We start from the raw sequence: 17,154 nt of genomic DNA, 5'->3' as shown, positions 1-17,154 counted from the left end.
ATTACCCTTTAATACATTTATAATATGGACTTGAAGAAAATTGTATTTATTTTATCTATTTGTAGTATGACTTACTCGTATGCCGGTAATGTTAAGACAGACCCAAATCCTTTTCTTTCGGAGTTTAAAACCTTGTACAATGCTCCTTCTTTTGATAAGATAAAGATAGAACATTATGAACCTGCTTTTCTGGAAGGGATCCGTCAGCAGAATGCTCAGATTAAGGCAATTGTTTCTAATAAGGCAAAACCAACGTTTCAGAATACCATTGTAGCTTATGATAACAGTGGTGAAATTCTTCGTCGTGTAGGAGGCGTATTCTTTAATTTAACTGAAGCTGAAACAAACGATGCGTTGACAGCTCTTTCAATTAAGATGGCTCCGGTTTTATCAGAACATAGTGATAATATATCTCTGAATAAAGCTCTTTTTAAGAGAATAAAAACAGTATATTCTCAAAGAGGATCTTTAAAATTAACCCGTGAACAAGAACGATTACTAGAACTTATTTATAAAGATTTTGTTCGCTCGGGAGCTGCACTTGATGATAAAAAACAAGCTCGTTTGCGTGAGATTAATAAAGAATTAGCGACTCTGGAAATTGATTTTAGTAATCATGTATTGAATGAAACCAATGCTTATCAATTGGTTATCAGTGATAAAAAAGATCTTGCTGGTTTACCTGACTGGTTGGTAAAGAGTGCTGCAGAAGATGCTAAAGCTGCTGGTAAAGAAGGTAAATGGATTTTTACATTGCACAATGCCAGCCGATTACCATTCTTGCAATATGCAGATAACAGAGCTTTGCGTGAACAGATTTACAATGCTTATATTAACAGAGCGAACAAAGGAGATAAGAATGATAACAAAGCAATTCTTGCAAAAGTTATAACTCTTCGCCTTGAAAAAGCAAATCTGCTAGGATTTGATACTTATTCAAATTTTGTTTTGGATAAAAATATGGCAAAGAACTCAGCTAAAGTTATGGATTTTCTTAATAATCTGTGGATATACTCAAATGAAAATGCCAGAAAAGAAGCTGCTGAGTTGCAGAAACTGATGGATAAAGAAGGTAAAGGTGAAAAACTTGCCAGATGGGACTGGTGGTACTATTCTGAAAAACTTCGTCAGGAAAAATACAATCTAAATGAAGATGAGCTTAAACCTTATTTCAAGTTAGACAATGTTCGTGAAGGTGCTTTTGCTGTTGCAAATAAGCTTTATGGAATAACATTGACTGAAGTGAAAAATGTACCTGTTTATAACCCGGACGTTAAAGTCTTTGATGTGAAAGACAGCAAAGGTAAACATCTTGGTTTGTTTTATGTAGACTATTTCCCACGTCCAGGAAAGCGTGGTGGCGCATGGATGAATAATTACAAAGACCAGCACGGAGAATCTCGTCCAATTATTTGTAATGTTGCCAGCTTTACAAAACCTGCAGGTGACGTTCCTTCTTTATTAACGTTGGATGAAGTACAAACTCTTTTCCATGAATTTGGGCATGCACTTCACGGCCTTTTAACTAAATGTAATTATGTAGGAGTATCTGGTACAAATGTTACACGTGACTTTGTTGAGCTTCCATCTCAGATAATGGAACATTGGGCTACAGAACCTGAAGTGTTGAAAATGTATGCAAAGAATTATAAAACAGGAGAAGTAATGCCTGATACTTTGATTCAGAAATTAAACAAACAAATGTTGTTTAATCAAGGTTTTATGACAACAGAACTTCTGGCTGCCGCTATTCTTGACATGGAGTTTCATAATTTGAAGGATGCAAAGAATCTGGATGTTGTTGACTTTGAGAAAAAAGTAATGGATAAATACGGCTTGATTCCAGAAATTGCTCCTAGATACCGTGCTACTTACTTTAATCATATTATTGGCGGATATGCTGCGGGATATTATAGTTACCTATGGGCAAATGTGTTGGATTCTGATGCATTTGAAGCATTTAAAGAGAATGGTATCTTTGATAAGAAAACAGCAGATGCTTTTCGTACAAATGTGCTTGAAAAGGGAGGAAGTGAAGATCCAATGGTATTATACAAAAAATTCCGTGGGGCTGAACCAAAACTTGAACCAATGTTAAAAAACAGAGGACTTCAATAGTATTGTTTGACCTTTAATTTATTGTTTACTGCCAAAGATCTGTTGTATAACATATTTTGTAAGTTCAAAATGCACTATGTAACTTAAATATTTGCTACACTTTATATATAAAAGTGAAAAAAAAGCTATATTTGCGCATTATATGCAGTATAAATTAATTAAAGTAAGTAATATAAATTTAAAAGAAAAATGCAAAACAAAGGACTTGTAAAAGTTTTTGCGGTATTGCTCACACTTGTATGTGTGTTCTACCTGTCTTTCTCTTTTGTTACTCGCCATTACATGAAAATGGCAGCAGAGTATGCTAAAGGAGATCCGAAGTTAGAGCAAGAGTACATTGACTCACTGTCAACTGAAAAAGTGTGGTTGGGCAATTATACGCTTAAACAGTGTCGTGAAATGGAGATTAGTTTAGGTCTTGACCTAAAAGGGGGTATGAATGTTGTGCTTGAAGTTTCAGTAGGCGATGTATTAAAAGCATTAGCTGACCATAAAGAAGATGCTGCATTCAATAAAGCTGTAGCTTCTGCTCAAATACTCTCTGAGAAAAGTCAGTCAGACTTTATCACTCTTTTTATTAAAGAATATCACAAGTTGGCTCCGGGTGCCAGATTATCTGAATTATTTGCTACCCAGCAACTAAAAGATAAGGTTTCTCAGAAATCTTCTGATTCAGAAGTTGAGAAAGTAATCAGAGAAGAAGTTAAAGCAGCTATCGATAACTCTTATAACGTTCTCCGTACTCGTATCGACCGTTTTGGTGTTGTTCAGCCTAATATTCAGAGCTTACCAGATCAGATGGGACGTATCATGGTTGAACTTCCAGGTATCAAAGAACCTGAACGTGTAAGAAAATTGCTTCAAGGTTCTGCTAACCTCGAATTCTGGGAAACTTACGATTCTAAAGACATCGTTCCTTATTTCAGCACAATTGATAATACTATCCGTTTGGTTGTAGAAGGTAAAGGTACTACTGTAGCTGCTACTGACACTACATCAAAAGATACAACAGCTGTTGCAGTTGCAAAAGTTAGTGCTAAAGATAGTCTTGAAGCTGTATTGAAAGGTGGAAAAGCTCAGAAAGAAGAAAAAGGCAAAGCAAGTACTGCTCAATTGGCAAGTGCTAAGAAAGAGCATCCTTTGTTGTCAATCTTCCAACCTAACACTAATGGTTACGGATGTATAGTAGGATATGCTAATTATAGAGATACTGCTGCTATCAACAAATACTTTGCTATGAAGCAAGTACAGGATCAGCTTCCTAAAGACTTAAGATTGAAATGGGGTGTTAAAGCTGCTGATGGTGATAAGAAAGCTCAGACTTTTGAACTTTATGCAATTAAATCTACAGAACGTAACGGACGTGCTCCATTGGAAGGTGATGTAGTAACAGATGCAAAAGATACTTATGATCAATTTGGCAAACCAGCTGTAAGCATGTCTATGAACTCTGAAGGTTCAAGAAGATGGGCTTTGATGACAAAACAGAATATTGGTAAAGCAATTGCTATTGTTTTGGATGGTTATGTATATTCAGCTCCAAATGTAAATAGTGAAATTACTGGCGGTAATTCTGAAATTACTGGTCACTTCACTCCAGAAGAATCTAAGGACTTGGCGAACGTGTTGAAGTCTGGTAAAATGCCAGCTCCTGCACACATTGTTCAGGAAGATATCATTGGTCCATCTTTGGGTCAGGAATCTATCAATGCCGGTCTTATTTCTTTCTTAGTTGCAATTGTTGCTTTGATGTGCTTCATGTGCTTCATGTATGGATTCATTCCAGGTATGATTGCCAATTCAGCTTTGATCTTTAACTTGTTCTTTACGTTAGGTATCCTCTCTTCGTTCCAGGCCGCATTAACTCTGTCAGGTATTGCCGGTATGGTGTTGACACTGGGTATTGCTGTCGATGCGAACGTACTTATCTACGAACGTACAAAAGAAGAATTAAGAGCTGGTAAGAATGTTAAGACTGCTTTGTCTGAAGGTTATTCAAATGCATTCTCTGCAATCTTCGACTCAAACATTACTTCAATTATTACTGGTATTATACTGTTCTATTTCGGTACAGGTCCTATCAAGGGTTTCGCAACTACATTAATCATCGGTATTATCTGTTCATTCTTTACAGCAGTATTTATGACTCGTGTGGTTTATGAACACTTTATGAACAAAGACAAGTTGCTGAATCTAACATTCTCTTCTAATCTTTCTAAGAAGATATTCGTTCATACTCATTATAATTTTGTTGGTTCTAATAAGAAATCATTTATTGTATTTGGTGTTGCATTGGTTATAAGCTTTGTTTCTTTTGCACTTCGTGGATTGAGCCCAAGTATTGATTTTACAGGTGGACATAATTATGTACTTCAGTTTGAAAAATCAGTAGCGCCAGAACAAGTAAGAACATTAATGGCTAGCCAGTTTGGTGATGCTTCTGTTACAGTGATTGCTCTTGGTACCGATGGAAAGAAAGTACGTGTAAGTACTAACTACCGTATTGAAGAAAGTGGTAACAATGTAGACTCAGAAATTGAAGCTAAGCTTTATAATGCAGTAAAAGATAAGTTGCTGGTTCCAGGAACTACTCTTGAAACATTCAAAAATCCGGATGTTCGTACTGGTGGTAGTATTATTAGTTCTCAAAAGGTAGGACCAAGTGTAGCGAAGGATATTACTATCGGAGCTATAATTGCTGTTGCTCTTTCTTTGTTAGCTATTGCTCTTTATATCTTATTACGATTTAGAGATATATCTTTCAGTGTTGGTTCTGTTGTCGGATTGGTTGTAGATTCAATAATTATAGCTGGTGTATTCTCACTATTCTATGGTAGACTGCCGTTCTCTATGGAGGTTGACCAAAGCTTCATTGCTGCCATCTTAACAATCATTGGTTATTCTATTAATGATAAGGTGGTAATCTTTGACCGTGTTCGTGAGTTCTTCCACTTGTATCCTAAACATGACCGTACAGAGTTGTTCAATGACTCATTGAATACTACTCTTGCTCGTACTGTAAATACTTCAATTTGTACATTGTTAGTAATGTTATGTATCTTCATCTTAGGTGCTGAATCTATTCGTAGTTTCGCATTCGCATTGATGGTTGGTATCATCGTTGGTACTCTTACATCACTCTTTGTTTCTGCTCCTATTGCATTCGTTATGCAACAGAAAGAAGCTAAGAAGCATGCAAAAGCTCTAGGTAAATAAGAACTTTATATAGTTTATAGCAAAGGCTGCTCTGCAAAGGGCAGCCTTTCTTTTTGCAGGTAATTAACCTTATGGCTTATATAAATGTATTTAGGTTATTATATAAAAGAGACTCCAATTTTTATTATTATCTTGTACAAAAGAATACTTTGTTTTGTACAAAAGATGTGTTTCTTCTGTACAAAAGAATGTATTCTTTTGTACAAGGATTAATTAATTATTCATTATGAATAGTGAAAAGAATAAGTATGAACCTGAAAATGGAATTATTAAAAGTTCAATAATGAATGGAGTACATCGTTATTAATAAACAATATCTGGTTATTAATAAGCACGGTCAACCAAAATCAGGACGAAACAAGTGCTAGATCGCTAGATAAGCGCTAGATCAATTTAATTTGATCTAGCATCTGCATTGTGTTAATATACAGTTGTTTAAATGATCTCTGCTAGATCGCTAGATCAATTTTGGATTTTTAATTTTATGGAGAGAGTAAATTCAACTATTTCTCATTGCAGATAGGGCAAATTGTACTCTTAAAACTCTGGTAATTTTATATAAATATCAGTTGCACAATAATATAGATAGGTAACAAGACTATCAGTGAGAATTTAAACATATAAGCAAAGAAACTTGGCATCTTGATGCCTCTTTCTTCTGCAATAGACTTTACCATGAAGTTTGGTCCATTTCCAATGTAAGTCATGGAACCAAAAAACACAGAGCCTACACAGATAGCTTTCAATAGAATTTCAGGTACTCCAGCAACTCTTATTGATTCTGATAGGAATGGAGGTATTCCACCAGTCACCAAACCACGTGCTAGATCATAGAATGCAACAGCTGTAGGTGTATTGTCTAAGAATGAACTCAGAACCCCTGATGCGTATAAAAATTGGCGAGGTTCGGTTACTCCAAAACTGACTGCATTATTTGCAAGCCAGATTAGTGCTGGCGACATGGTTACAAATATGCCTAGAAAAAGACATGCAACCTCGGTAATAGGAGTCCACGAGAAACTATTGTTTTTGCGCACTTCAGACTTTGTGTAATATAAAGACAGAGCAGCAAGTATTACTAATATAATCTCACGAATATATTCCAGCCATATAGGAGTATTTTCTTGCTCCATTGCAGGTATATTTCCTTTATTGATGAAAGCAACAGCAAGAATTACCCCTAGCAGAAATAAGAAATTTATGTTGCCTGTAACACGTATTGGCTCTTGTTGAATAGAATCTTCAGCAAGATCTATCCATTCTTCTTTTTTATAATAATATCTGTCTACAAAGTAGTAAATGGATAGTAATAAAACACCGGTGAATGCCCATTCAGGAAATAAAGTAAAGAACCAGGAAAACTCAGCTCCACGCAGATAAAGCATAAATAACGGAGGATCTCCCAGCGCTGTTAAAAGCCCCCCACAATTGGCTATTGCAGCGATAAAAAATAACATAGTATGAGTGATGTACTTACGCTCCTGATTGGTGTTAATCATTGGGCGAATAAGAAGCATGGCTGCCCCTGTGGTGCCCATAAAAGCTGCCAACACATAACCGATTCCCATAAATAAGACATTATTTCGTGGAGTGGCTTTAATATCTCCGGAAACATGAATACCTCCGGTAATAATAAATAGCGAACCTAACAAAATAATAAATGGAACATAATCGTGAACAACGGTGTTTGCCAGGTTTGTTGAAAGTCCGTTATCCAACATGTAAACTACTACTGGAATACTAAGAATAATAGATACCAAAAGTTTATTCTTGTTTTTATCCCACCATTTTCCTAAAATAAGAGGACCTACAGCAATAGCTAAAAGCATTATCAGAAAAGGAATTGAAACCCACAAAGGCATATTGAAAGTACTTTCCATTTTTTATTTAATTTCAACGAAGTGCCTGATCTTAACTAATCTTCTTCTTTTTTACGAAGTAGGTGATTGTTTAAGTATTTGATAACTAAGCACTATATTATTAATTCAATGATTGGTTTTGGACTGCAAATGTACTGCTTTTTTTAATATCATGTACAAATAAGATGCTATTACCCAATGTATATCTGATAATTTAAAATTGAATTTAATGATAAAAGCATAGATAAAAATATAGAAAGAACGAATATATCATATAAATGCTACCTTGTAGCAGAAAAGATATAATCGTTCTTTCTATACAGCAGGTTGATAACAACAAATAGAAATGAATCTCCCGTTGTTTTAAACGGCTGTATTAAAATCCAAAACTATCAACCTTTACATCTTTATTTTTTTCGTCTTTAAAAGGCTTAGCTTTTAGCTGAACCACATTACCTTCTACATTTATAGCCTTGAAAGGAGTAGCCGGACAAACATATTCGCATCCTCCGCAACCTACGCAAATATCCGGATTTACACTTGGAATGGTTAATCCATCTTTGTAGTCTACCATTTTAACGGCTTGTGTAGGACAATGCTCAGAACAAGCACCGCAATCTGTTTCTTCATTATAAACAATACAGTTTTCCATTGTGAAGACAACACGCCCCATCTGGGTAAGATGCTTTTCCTCTTTGGTAAGCGGCAGTATAGCTCCGTTTGGACAAGTATTTGAGCAAACAGTACAATCGTAATTGCAGAAACCTTTTTCGAAACTCATCATTGGTTGCATGATTCCGCCCAATCCATATTCAGTAAAAGCTGGTTTAAGTACATGAGATGGGCAACGGCTTACACACAGGTGGCAGGCGGTGCAGTGTTTAAGTAAATTGTCTGCACTTACAGATCCTGGAGGAGATAATGGATGTTGCTTTTTGTATGGTTTGTTTTTGCTTAATGAAGCCATAGCATTCTGAGCTTTTAAAAGAGGAACGGTTATTAATCCGGCTCCGGTTATACTCAAAAACATTCGTCGGCTGTCGTTAGGCTTACTATCTTGTTTTGCTGAGGTAGATGCAAATGCATAAGTGAACTTTATAGCTTTCTTTTTGCAGACAGGCAAACAGTTAAAACATCCCACGCAACGACTGTGATCTATTTGATGTTCTTTGCTGTCAATACACGAAGATTTGCATTTTGCAGCACAAGCGCCACAACTATTACATGTATTTTCGTCAATTCTTATTTTGAATATAGAGTATTTGGATATAAGTCCTAATAAACTTCCTACAGGGCAGATTGTATTGCAATAGAGTCTACCATATTTATATGCAAGGAATGATACGATTAGTAGACTAATTGAGGCAATCACAAAAGAGAAAACACTTCGGATAACTATTTCTACAACGTAAAGGCTATAATTATTGAAATGTCCTAATACGCCTGCTAACTGATTGTTCCCGTAAAGATAGACCGGACGGAATAAACTAGAAGCCATGCGTCCGAAGATGCTATATGGCTCGAGTAAGCTTAATAAAAATGTGAAGCCTGCGAAGAATGCTATAACAACTCCAATCAGTATGCTATATCTTAGATAATTTTTAGGTTTAAGATACTTGTATTTCTTTCTTTTTGTGAAGAACTTTGAGAAAGTTTCCAGCACATCCTGCCATATTCCAAGAGGACAAATTGCTGAACAATATACTCTTCCAAAAAGGAAAGTGAGGAGAAACAGAAATATTAAAGCTCCGATATTTAATGCTAACAAGGCTGGAACCAGTTGGATAGTAGTCAGCAATTTTAATTTATGTGGTGCAATACCTGCAAAGTCAATGAAATAAAAAGTAATAAGCGATAACATGATTAATGCTATCGCTATTCTGGTTTTACGTAACATATTTATAGTTTAATTCGTTTAATATTCATCTTATCCAGATTCATGTTTCCCAGTTTAAGCTGAGAAGCATTTGCAATATGAGTAACTTGTTCTATAGGCATCTTTGCGATCTGATTGAAGAATTTTACAGCAGCAGTGTCCACTGCAACAATATCCTGAGATATAAAGAGTCCTTTTGCTAAAGCAACATCTGCAGCCGATCTGCCACGCGGACCATTGCTCTTCAAGACGCGGTAAGCATCAACTACATTCAGAACCGGATGTTTAGCAAGGGAGCAGATATCTGCTATGCATTGCTGCAAGTCGTTTTCATGGAAGAAACCTCTGTCCCATACAATTCCCATCATATTCTTCATGGATATACTCATTTTGGCGCCACCATGGTTTTTCAGGATTGGAACGTTGATCCAAACATCGCTATCTAATAAAGCTTTATGAACCTTGGCTGTTTTTAGAACTTTTGCATTAGGAAGAGAAATTGCCCGGTAGTATGATTCTTCATGCGCCGGCACAACTTTTGCACCAGCTTCTTTTGCTGCATCTTCAATACCACTATTCTTATAACATTTACGCCAGTCATCGCAAGTGTGGTCAAAGACAACAACTTCTTTTGCTCCGGCATCAAAGCATTGTTTAACTATCTCTCCTATTAGTTTAGGGTTCGTGTTTCCGGCAAGTTCGGGAACTTTATCCCATCCAATATTGGGCTTGATGCAAACTTTCTGACCTTTTTTCACAAATTTGCCCATTCCTCCCATTTCTTTAATGGCATGACGGAACATAACTTCCGGTTCGCCACCCATTACAGCTACCATATCATAAGCCTGCTTGGTTGCCTCGTTTTCGCCGGTCTGCTTCAATAAATCAAAAGCTTCACTTGGCGTTACTGTAGATGCAAGGCCTGTTAATGCTACTAATCGTAAGAAATTTCGTCTATCCATATTGCTTGTTTATAAAATCCAAGGAAATTTAAAACAACTCTCATTGTAGAGGCAATAATCTGCATTGCCATTTACTGCAAATGTCTTTAATTTAGCTGCTCCGGCAAGAAGCTGCTGAGCATATTTAATGGTTGTACCGGTTTTTATACGGTCTTCAACCAATAAAATTCTTTTTCCTTCAAAACAAAAATCAATAGGTTCAAGTAACCGGGGCTGATCATACATCTGATGTTGCTCGCTGTCTCTTAAATTCAGCTTAAGGAGATGTATTTCCAGATTTAAACGTTGATTGAGCAGTGCTGCCGGAATAATACCGCCATTGGCTATTGCAACAATCATGTCGAAAGGCTCATTAATTTCAAGATGAAGAATCCTGTCTATTACCTCTTCAAAGCTTTTAGCATTCATATTTTGCCAATGATTTCAAAATTAACCAGCCAAAAACAATTTGAATAATCATTCCAGGAAAGCCTAAAGTGATATCTTGTAAAGCCATTGGAAGACTACCGCTAATTATGTATTCTGCAATGCTGCCAATGAATTGATAGGCAATAACAGTAACTGCAATAAGGAATAACGATACTTTTTTACTGCGTTGAGCAATCCATGCGGCTGCTACGGCCAGTAATGATGATTTTATTAGTAGTACCGGAAGTGCACCGATTGGTGGCATCCCGAAAAGTAAATGATTACACAATGGAGACAATAAAGCAGTTATTAACCCGATTCGGATTCCAAACTTATAAGATGCAATCAATGTAAAGAAATAGATTGGAAGTAACATTTTACCGCCATCAGGAACTAAGTGACAGATTTGTGGCAAAATTAAGTTGCCGGCAATAAAAGCAATGCTTAATAAATAAGAGCGATAATTTGATAAGCTCAGATTGACTGGTTGAAAGGCAAGACTTCTCATCGTTATATATTTGAATGTTAATAATCAATGTGTCTGATAGTTCAATGCAAAAGTTGTTTAGCAATCTTATAGTCTTGTTTACTGCTTACGTATACATCAAACGTTTAGCTACAAATATAAAACAAAGAAAAGTGCTTTCCAAATTTGAAGTCATATTTATAATGTGATTATCAGTTTTTTAGATAGCAATAACTAAGAGATACTACTTGTAATTTTTTATCTGATTATTATGACAAGTTTAATTTTATCCTTAAAAAATATTAATTAGCTAGAGGTTCAAAAAATATTATTTTTCCTGATATGTCAATTTTATAATGAACTAATTAGAAAATATTAAAATAAAACTGATGAAAAGAAATGTAATTTTTAAGAGTCTGAATATCAGTAGTATGGTTGTGGAAAGTAGCCCCGCCGAGAATCGAACTCGGATCTAAAGTTTAGGAAACTTTTGTTCTATCCATTGAACTACAAGGCCGAAATGCAGGCGCAAAGGTAATCTATTTTGTTGATATGCACAAAAAAAATCTTTGTTAAAGAACATCAATGCTTTAAACCTTTACTCAGTAAGCCGATCAAAAAGGAGTATATATTTAAGAGAAAATTAAAGATTTGGATAATGAAGAGATTTTTATCAGGTATACTTTTACTGGTAATCAGTATTTGTAGTTACGCGGCTTCGGGGGAGCTTGGAGTTATTAAAGGAAAGGTAATAGATTCAAAGACGAAAGAGGCTTTGCAGTTTGTAAATGTTACTGTAAAGACGAAAGCAAATGCTTCGTTAGTTAAAGGTGGGGTAACCGATCAGTCTGGAGAATTTGTTTTAGGCGGGTTGAAAGATGGAACCTACATTGTTAATGTGTCATACATTGGTTATAAGGCCTATGAGAAGGAATTTACAATATCATCGAAAAAGAGCGTAAATCTGAATCAGATATCTTTGGCAGAAGACAGTCATGTACTAAAAGAGGTGGAAGTTGTGGGCCAAAAAGCTCAGATGAGATTTGAAATTGATAAGAAGGTTTTTGATGTGGACCAGAATATATCTTCTGCCGGTGGTTCAGCCAGTGATGTATTAAGTAATATACCTTCAATAGAAGTTAATAATGATGGAGATGTTTCGCTTCGTGGTAATTCAAATGTGACAGTCTGGATCAACGGAAAAGCATCTGGCTTGTCTGCTGACAACAGAGCACAGATATTGGAACAGATGCCAGCCGAGAACATTGAAAAGATTGAAGTAATAACAAACCCTTCAGCTAAATATAGTCCGGAAGGAACAGCGGGTATTATTAATATCGTTTTAAAGCAAGATAGAAAGGCCGGATATTTTGGTAGCGCTCAAGCAGGTGCCGATTCAAAAGGTGGATATAACGGTAGTTATAATATTAATTATAGTAGCAGTAAATTTGATATTTACGGAAATGTTGGTTATCGTCATCACGAAAGAACTGGTGGTGGAAATACCACTAGAACAAATACGCAAGGTACTGAAAGTACAAGTGATGATACTTATCTGAATACTAAAACAGATCAGGATGGTGAACACTCGGGAGTATTCCTTAGAGGTGGTGTAACATATCATGCTACTAAAAAAGATCATTTCACAGTAGGTGGTTTTGGTATGTTTGGTAGTATGAATAGCAGTAGTAACATCAATTATTTAAGTAATGTCCCTAATTCATATTATAAAAGTTTCCGTTCATCTGATTCGGATAATTCAATGAATGGTGGAAATCTTGAGGTTGGTTATAAGCGTGATTTTACAAAAGATAGCTATCTGGATTTTACTGCTTCTTATAATAAATGGGGAATGGATAATACTAGTATATATGATCAGACTTCATATTATACAGACAAAACAACATCTTCTTATCAACGTCAGCTAAATAATATGAATCATCATAACTGGGAGTTTCAGTTGGATTATCAGAATAAGATTAACGATAATACAAAGCTAGAAGCTGGTTATAAAGGTACTTTAGGTAGAGAGAATAGCCCAGTTGAAACTTATTCAGGATTGGCAGAAAGCTCTGCTGTATTTGATAACAGTTTATATAATCGTTTTATTTATAATCAGGATGTTCATGCATTGTATGCTACTTATTCCGGAAGAATTAAAAAGTTTGGATATCAGATTGGTATGCGTGGAGAATACTCGAAAGTGAATACAAAGTCGGAAGATTATACTTTCACTAGTACTCCATTTCAGAAGGACTATTTCAGTCTGTTCCCAAGTGCTTTTATATCATATTCTTTGCCCGATAATAATGAGATTCAGTTGAATTATACAAGACGTATTTCTCGTCCATGGGGAGGTCAGCTTAACTCTTTTATGAATATTACAGACTCAACTAATATATCCTTTGGTAATCCAAAATTGAATCCGGAATATTCAAATGCTCTTGAACTTAATTATATCAAGAACTGGGAGAATCACACGCTGTCTTTCTCTGGTTATTACCGCACAACCGACGATGTAATTCAAAGCATCAGATATTTGGATGGAAATGTGATGAAAAGTACCTATGAAAATGTGGCTCAGACAACCTCTGCCGGAGTAGAGCTTGTAGGAAAGGATAAGTTGTTTAAGATATTAGATCTTACTACTACAGTGAATCTGTTTTATTATAAACTGGATGGCTTTAGCTATTTACCTGCAGGAAAAACAACTCCTGTGATTGGTAATGCAGATGAGAATTTTTCATGGAATGCTAGAATGATCGCTAATATTATTCTTCCAAAATCTTTTTCTTTGCAGTTGACTGGTGGCTATAATGCGAAACAAGTGGTGGCGCAAGGAACTCAGAAGGCCAATTATATGCTGGATGCTGGTTTAAGAAAATCGTTTATGAATAAAAGGTTTAGTCTAAGCATTAATGCACGAGATATTCTTGATTCACGTAAACAACACACAATTACCTATGGTACCGGATTTATTCAGGATTCTGAAAACTGGAGAGGTGGAAGAAAGATTGGTTTTACTCTTACCTATAATTTTGGTAATATGCGTGCTAAAAACAACAAGCAGAACAAGGCTAATGATGACAGTATGTCAATGCCGATGGGAAATGAGGAATAATTTTTGTAAAATCCATTAAGAAAGGGAGATAAGAGAATTTAAATAGTTTATGGCTGTATGCCTGATAAATTCGAAAAGATTTTGCTAAGTCGCATAACTTTCCGATATTTGTAAGCGCATAAATAAGAGGATTGTTGATGTTTAAGCATCTTTCACCTCTTATTTATGCGCTTCTTGCAACATTAAATCTTAAATAAAGAAAAAGATAAGTTATGGCAGACGAAATTGTAGTTAAAGAATTAGAGAGAGTAGTAGTTCGCTTCTCTGGTGATTCCGGTGACGGAATGCAATTAGCAGGGAACATTTTCTCTAATTTATCGGCTGTATTGGGGAACGATATATCTACGTTTCCTGATTATCCGGCAGAAATTCGTGCCCCGCAAGGCACAATAAGTGGAGTTTCCGGTTTTCAGGTGCATATTGGTGCAAAGAAAGTTTTTACTTCCGGTGATAAATGTGATGTGCTTGTTGCAATGAATCCTGCGGCATTGAAGACAAATGCAAAGTTTCTTACTCCACAATCTATTATCATTATCGATATAGACTCCTTTACTAAAAAGGATTTAGAGAAAGCTCTCTATAATACAGACGATCCTTTCGCTGAACTAAACATTCACAATCAGGTTATAGATGCTCCTATCACTTCTATGTGTAAAGAGAGTCTGAAAGATAGCGGACTGGATAATAAAGCAGCTATAAGATGCAAGAATATGTTTGCACTGGGATTGGTTTGTTGGTTGATTAACCGTCCTTTGGATCATGCAATGCACATGCTTCAGGAAAAGTTCTCTAAAAAACCTTCCATTGCCGAAGCAAACATCAAAGTCTTGACTGATGGCTACAATTATGGTCATAATATACATGCTTCTATTTCTACTTATGTTGTTGAATCTAAAGGAGAGAAAGAAAAAGGCTTTTATACTGATGTTAATGGTAATCTTGCTACTGCTTACGGACTTGTTGCTGCTGCAGAAAAGTCGGGACTTCAATTATTCTTAGGATCATATCCTATTACTCCTGCTACAGATATACTACATTATCTGTCAAAGTGGAAAGAACTGGGCGTCGTAACTGTTCAGTGTGAAGATGAAATCTCAGGTGCATGTAGTGCTATTGGTGCATCTTTTGCCGGTAACCTAGCTGTAACTTCAACTTCAGGACCTGGTGTTTGTCTTAAAAGTGAAGCTATAAATCTGGCTGTCATTGCAGAACTGCCTTTGGTTATTGTAAATGTTCAACGTGGCGGACCTTCGACAGGATTGCCTACTAAGAGCGAACAAACCGACTTATTACAAGCTGTATACGGACGTAATGGTGAAAGTCCGTTGGTTGTAATTGCTGCAACTTCTCCTACTAATTGTTTCGATTCTGCATATATGGCAGCTAAGATAGCATTGGAACACATGACTCCTGTTATACTTCTTACAGATGGTTATATTGCTAATGGATCGGCTGCATGGAAAATACCTTCAATAAAGGATTATCCTGAAATTAAGCCAAATTATGTAACGAAAGAGATGCAAGAGGTTTGGAAACCTTATATGCGTAATCCTGAAAATCAGGTTCGTTACTGGGCTACTCCTGGAATGGAAGGTTTTATGCACAGAGTTGGTGGACTTGAAAAAGACTTTGTTACAAGTGCTATTTCTACCGATGCTGATAATCACCACAGAATGACGTTGACTCGTCAGGCTAAAATTGATTATATAGCTAACTGTATACCGGAACTTGAAGTACAAGGTGATAAAGATGCCGATTTACTTGTTGTAGGATGGGGTGGAACTTACGGACACCTTTATTCGGCTGTTGAAAAATGCAATGAGGAGGGAAAGAAAGTTGCTTTTGCTCATTTCCAATATATCAATCCACTACCAAAGAATACAGAAGAGGTGTTGAGAGCATTTAAAAAGATTGTTGTGGTAGAACAAAATCTTGGACAGTTTGCCGGTCTTCTTCGTATGAAGATTCCAGGACTGGATATTTGCCAGTTCAATAGAGTGAAAGGACAGCCTTTTAATGTAGTTAGACTTGTTGAAGAATTTACAAAATTGATGGAGGAAAAGTAAGATGAGCGAACAATTATATACAGCAAAAGATTTTAAGAGTGACCAGTATGTTCGTTGGTGCCCGGGTTGTGGTGACCATGCATTATTGAATTCATTACACAAGGCTATGGCTGAATTGGGTATTGCTCCTAATATGACAGCCGTTATTTCAGGTATTGGATGCTCTTCCCGCTTACCTTATTATATGAATACTTATGGCTTTCATACCATTCACGGACGTGCAGCAGCAATTGCTACCGGTGTAAAGGTTGCCAATCCGGATTTAACTGTTTGGCAGATCTCAGGTGATGGTGATGGATTAGCTATTGGTGGAAATCATTTTATTCATGCTATTCGCAGAAATGTCAATATTAATATAGTTCTTCTGAATAATCGTATTTACGGTTTAACAAAAGGACAATATTCTCCAACTTCTCCTCGAGGATTTGTATCAAAATCGTCTCCTTATGGAACGGTAGAAGATCCTTTCCGTCCTGCAGAATTAATATTTGGTGCAAGAGGTAAGTTCTTTGGAAGATGTGTGGATGTAGATGGCCCGTGTTCTGTAGAAGTATTAACAGCTTCGGCTCGTCATAAAGGCGCTTCTGTTGTTGAGGTTCTGCAAAACTGTGTAATCTTCAATGATGGTTGTCATAGTGCTGTTGCTACGAAAGAAGGACGTGCAAAGAATGCAATTCATCTTAAACATGGACAACCTATGTTGTTTGGCGAAAACAATGAAAAAGGTTTGATGCAAGAAGGATTTGGTCTTAAAGTGGTGACTTTAGGCGAAAATGGTATCACAGAAAAAGATATCCTTGTGCATGATGCTCATTGTGAAGATAATACTCTTCATATGAAACTTGCCTTAATGGAAGGTCCTGATTACCCTATTGCTTTAGGAGTAATCAGGGATGTTGAGGCTCTTAGCTATGAAGAATGTGTATATGCACAAATAAAAGACGTTCAGGCAAAGAAACCTACTCGCAAATTAGAAGATTTCTTGCTTAGTGGTGAAACCTGGGAAATTAAATAATTCTCATTTATACTAAATATAACAAGCAGGGGCTACTCGAATGAGCA

10 protein-coding genes and 1 tRNA gene are annotated in these 17,154 nt (G+C 36.2%); 5 read left to right on the top strand and 6 right to left on the bottom strand.

Going from position 1 to position 17,154, the window contains the following annotated elements; all coding sequences use genetic code 11:
* Positions 1–24 precede the first annotated feature (24 nt).
* On the top strand, positions 25–2,118 hold the full coding sequence (locus tag BUC21_RS05720) for a M3 family metallopeptidase (RefSeq protein WP_073400134.1): 2,094 nt from the start codon (positions 25–27) through the stop codon (positions 2,116–2,118).
* A gap of 189 nt (positions 2,119–2,307) precedes the next feature.
* The gene (secDF, locus tag BUC21_RS05715) at positions 2,308–5,334 is read left to right on the top strand and encodes a protein translocase subunit SecDF (RefSeq protein ID WP_073400132.1); all 3,027 of its coding nucleotides are present in this window, start codon (positions 2,308–2,310) and stop codon (positions 5,332–5,334) included.
* Between the two features lie 554 nt (positions 5,335–5,888).
* Here secDF and BUC21_RS05710 read toward each other — a convergent pair.
* The 6 genes from BUC21_RS05710 to BUC21_RS05685 all read right to left on the bottom strand — a co-directional run bounded on the left by BUC21_RS05710 (position 5,889) and on the right by BUC21_RS05685 (position 11,422).
* Entirely contained in the window at positions 5,889–7,214 is a 1,326-nt protein-coding gene (locus tag BUC21_RS05710; RefSeq protein ID WP_073400130.1) for a sodium:proton antiporter, read from the bottom strand.
* Between the two features lie 355 nt (positions 7,215–7,569).
* Positions 7,570–9,090, bottom strand: coding sequence for a 4Fe-4S binding protein (locus BUC21_RS05705; protein ID WP_073400128.1), 1,521 nt, complete (start codon positions 9,088–9,090; stop codon positions 7,570–7,572).
* A 2-nt stretch (positions 9,091–9,092) separates the two neighbouring features.
* Complete coding sequence (locus BUC21_RS05700; RefSeq protein WP_073400126.1) at positions 9,093–10,031, bottom strand: DUF362 domain-containing protein; 939 nt, start codon at positions 10,029–10,031, stop codon at positions 9,093–9,095.
* Between the two features lie 9 nt (positions 10,032–10,040).
* Positions 10,041–10,439, bottom strand: coding sequence for a phosphoribosyltransferase (locus tag BUC21_RS05695; RefSeq protein WP_073400124.1), 399 nt, complete (start codon positions 10,437–10,439; stop codon positions 10,041–10,043).
* Positions 10,429–10,947 carry an ECF transporter S component gene (locus BUC21_RS05690; RefSeq protein WP_073400122.1) on the bottom strand — a complete coding sequence of 173 codons (519 nt, stop codon included), beginning with the start codon at positions 10,945–10,947 and terminating at the stop codon, positions 10,429–10,431. The genes BUC21_RS05695 and BUC21_RS05690 overlap by 11 nt, the downstream gene beginning before the upstream one ends.
* 403 nt (positions 10,948–11,350) lie before the next feature.
* Positions 11,351–11,422 (bottom strand) — tRNA-Arg (locus BUC21_RS05685).
* Positions 11,423–11,563: 141 nt separating this feature from the next.
* Between BUC21_RS05685 and BUC21_RS05680 the strand changes: the two genes are divergently transcribed.
* From BUC21_RS05680 to BUC21_RS05670, 3 genes are all read left to right on the top strand, one after another.
* The gene (locus BUC21_RS05680) at positions 11,564–14,026 is read left to right on the top strand and encodes a TonB-dependent receptor (RefSeq protein ID WP_073400120.1); all 2,463 of its coding nucleotides are present in this window, start codon (positions 11,564–11,566) and stop codon (positions 14,024–14,026) included.
* Positions 14,027–14,238: 212 nt separating this feature from the next.
* Positions 14,239–16,092 (top strand): 2-oxoacid:acceptor oxidoreductase subunit alpha, encoded by a 1,854-nt coding sequence (locus BUC21_RS05675; RefSeq protein WP_073400118.1) that lies wholly within the window; start codon positions 14,239–14,241, stop codon positions 16,090–16,092.
* 1 nt (position 16,093) lies between these two features.
* On the top strand, positions 16,094–17,107 hold the full coding sequence (locus BUC21_RS05670) for a 2-oxoacid:ferredoxin oxidoreductase subunit beta (protein ID WP_073400116.1): 1,014 nt from the start codon (positions 16,094–16,096) through the stop codon (positions 17,105–17,107).
* The last annotated feature ends 47 nt before the right edge of the window (positions 17,108–17,154 follow it).

The organism is Bacteroides luti (genome assembly GCF_900128905.1).
Classification (GTDB): domain Bacteria; phylum Bacteroidota; class Bacteroidia; order Bacteroidales; family Bacteroidaceae; genus Bacteroides; species Bacteroides luti.
The sequence above is the reverse complement of the archived record's forward strand: the minus strand, read 5'-3'. Positions and strand labels throughout refer to the sequence as shown.

Bases quoted from the DNA above. Each gene is read 5' to 3' on its own strand.
- BUC21_RS05690 (WP_073400122.1), bottom strand. From the start codon at position 10,947: ATGAGAAGTCTTGCCTTTCAACCAGTCAATCTGAGCTTATCAAATTAT.
- BUC21_RS05670 (WP_073400116.1), top strand. From the start codon at position 16,094: ATGAGCGAACAATTATATACAGCAAAAGATTTTAAGAGTGACCAGTAT.
- BUC21_RS05680 (WP_073400120.1), top strand. From the start codon at position 11,564: ATGAAGAGATTTTTATCAGGTATACTTTTACTGGTAATCAGTATTTGT.
- secDF (WP_073400132.1), top strand. From the start codon at position 2,308: ATGCAAAACAAAGGACTTGTAAAAGTTTTTGCGGTATTGCTCACACTT.
- BUC21_RS05710 (WP_073400130.1), bottom strand. From the start codon at position 7,214: ATGGAAAGTACTTTCAATATGCCTTTGTGGGTTTCAATTCCTTTTCTG.
- BUC21_RS05705 (WP_073400128.1), bottom strand. From the start codon at position 9,090: ATGTTACGTAAAACCAGAATAGCGATAGCATTAATCATGTTATCGCTT.
- BUC21_RS05675 (WP_073400118.1), top strand. From the start codon at position 14,239: ATGGCAGACGAAATTGTAGTTAAAGAATTAGAGAGAGTAGTAGTTCGC.
- BUC21_RS05720 (WP_073400134.1), top strand. From the start codon at position 25: ATGGACTTGAAGAAAATTGTATTTATTTTATCTATTTGTAGTATGACT.
- BUC21_RS05695 (WP_073400124.1), bottom strand. From the start codon at position 10,439: ATGAATGCTAAAAGCTTTGAAGAGGTAATAGACAGGATTCTTCATCTT.
- BUC21_RS05700 (WP_073400126.1), bottom strand. From the start codon at position 10,031: ATGGATAGACGAAATTTCTTACGATTAGTAGCATTAACAGGCCTTGCA.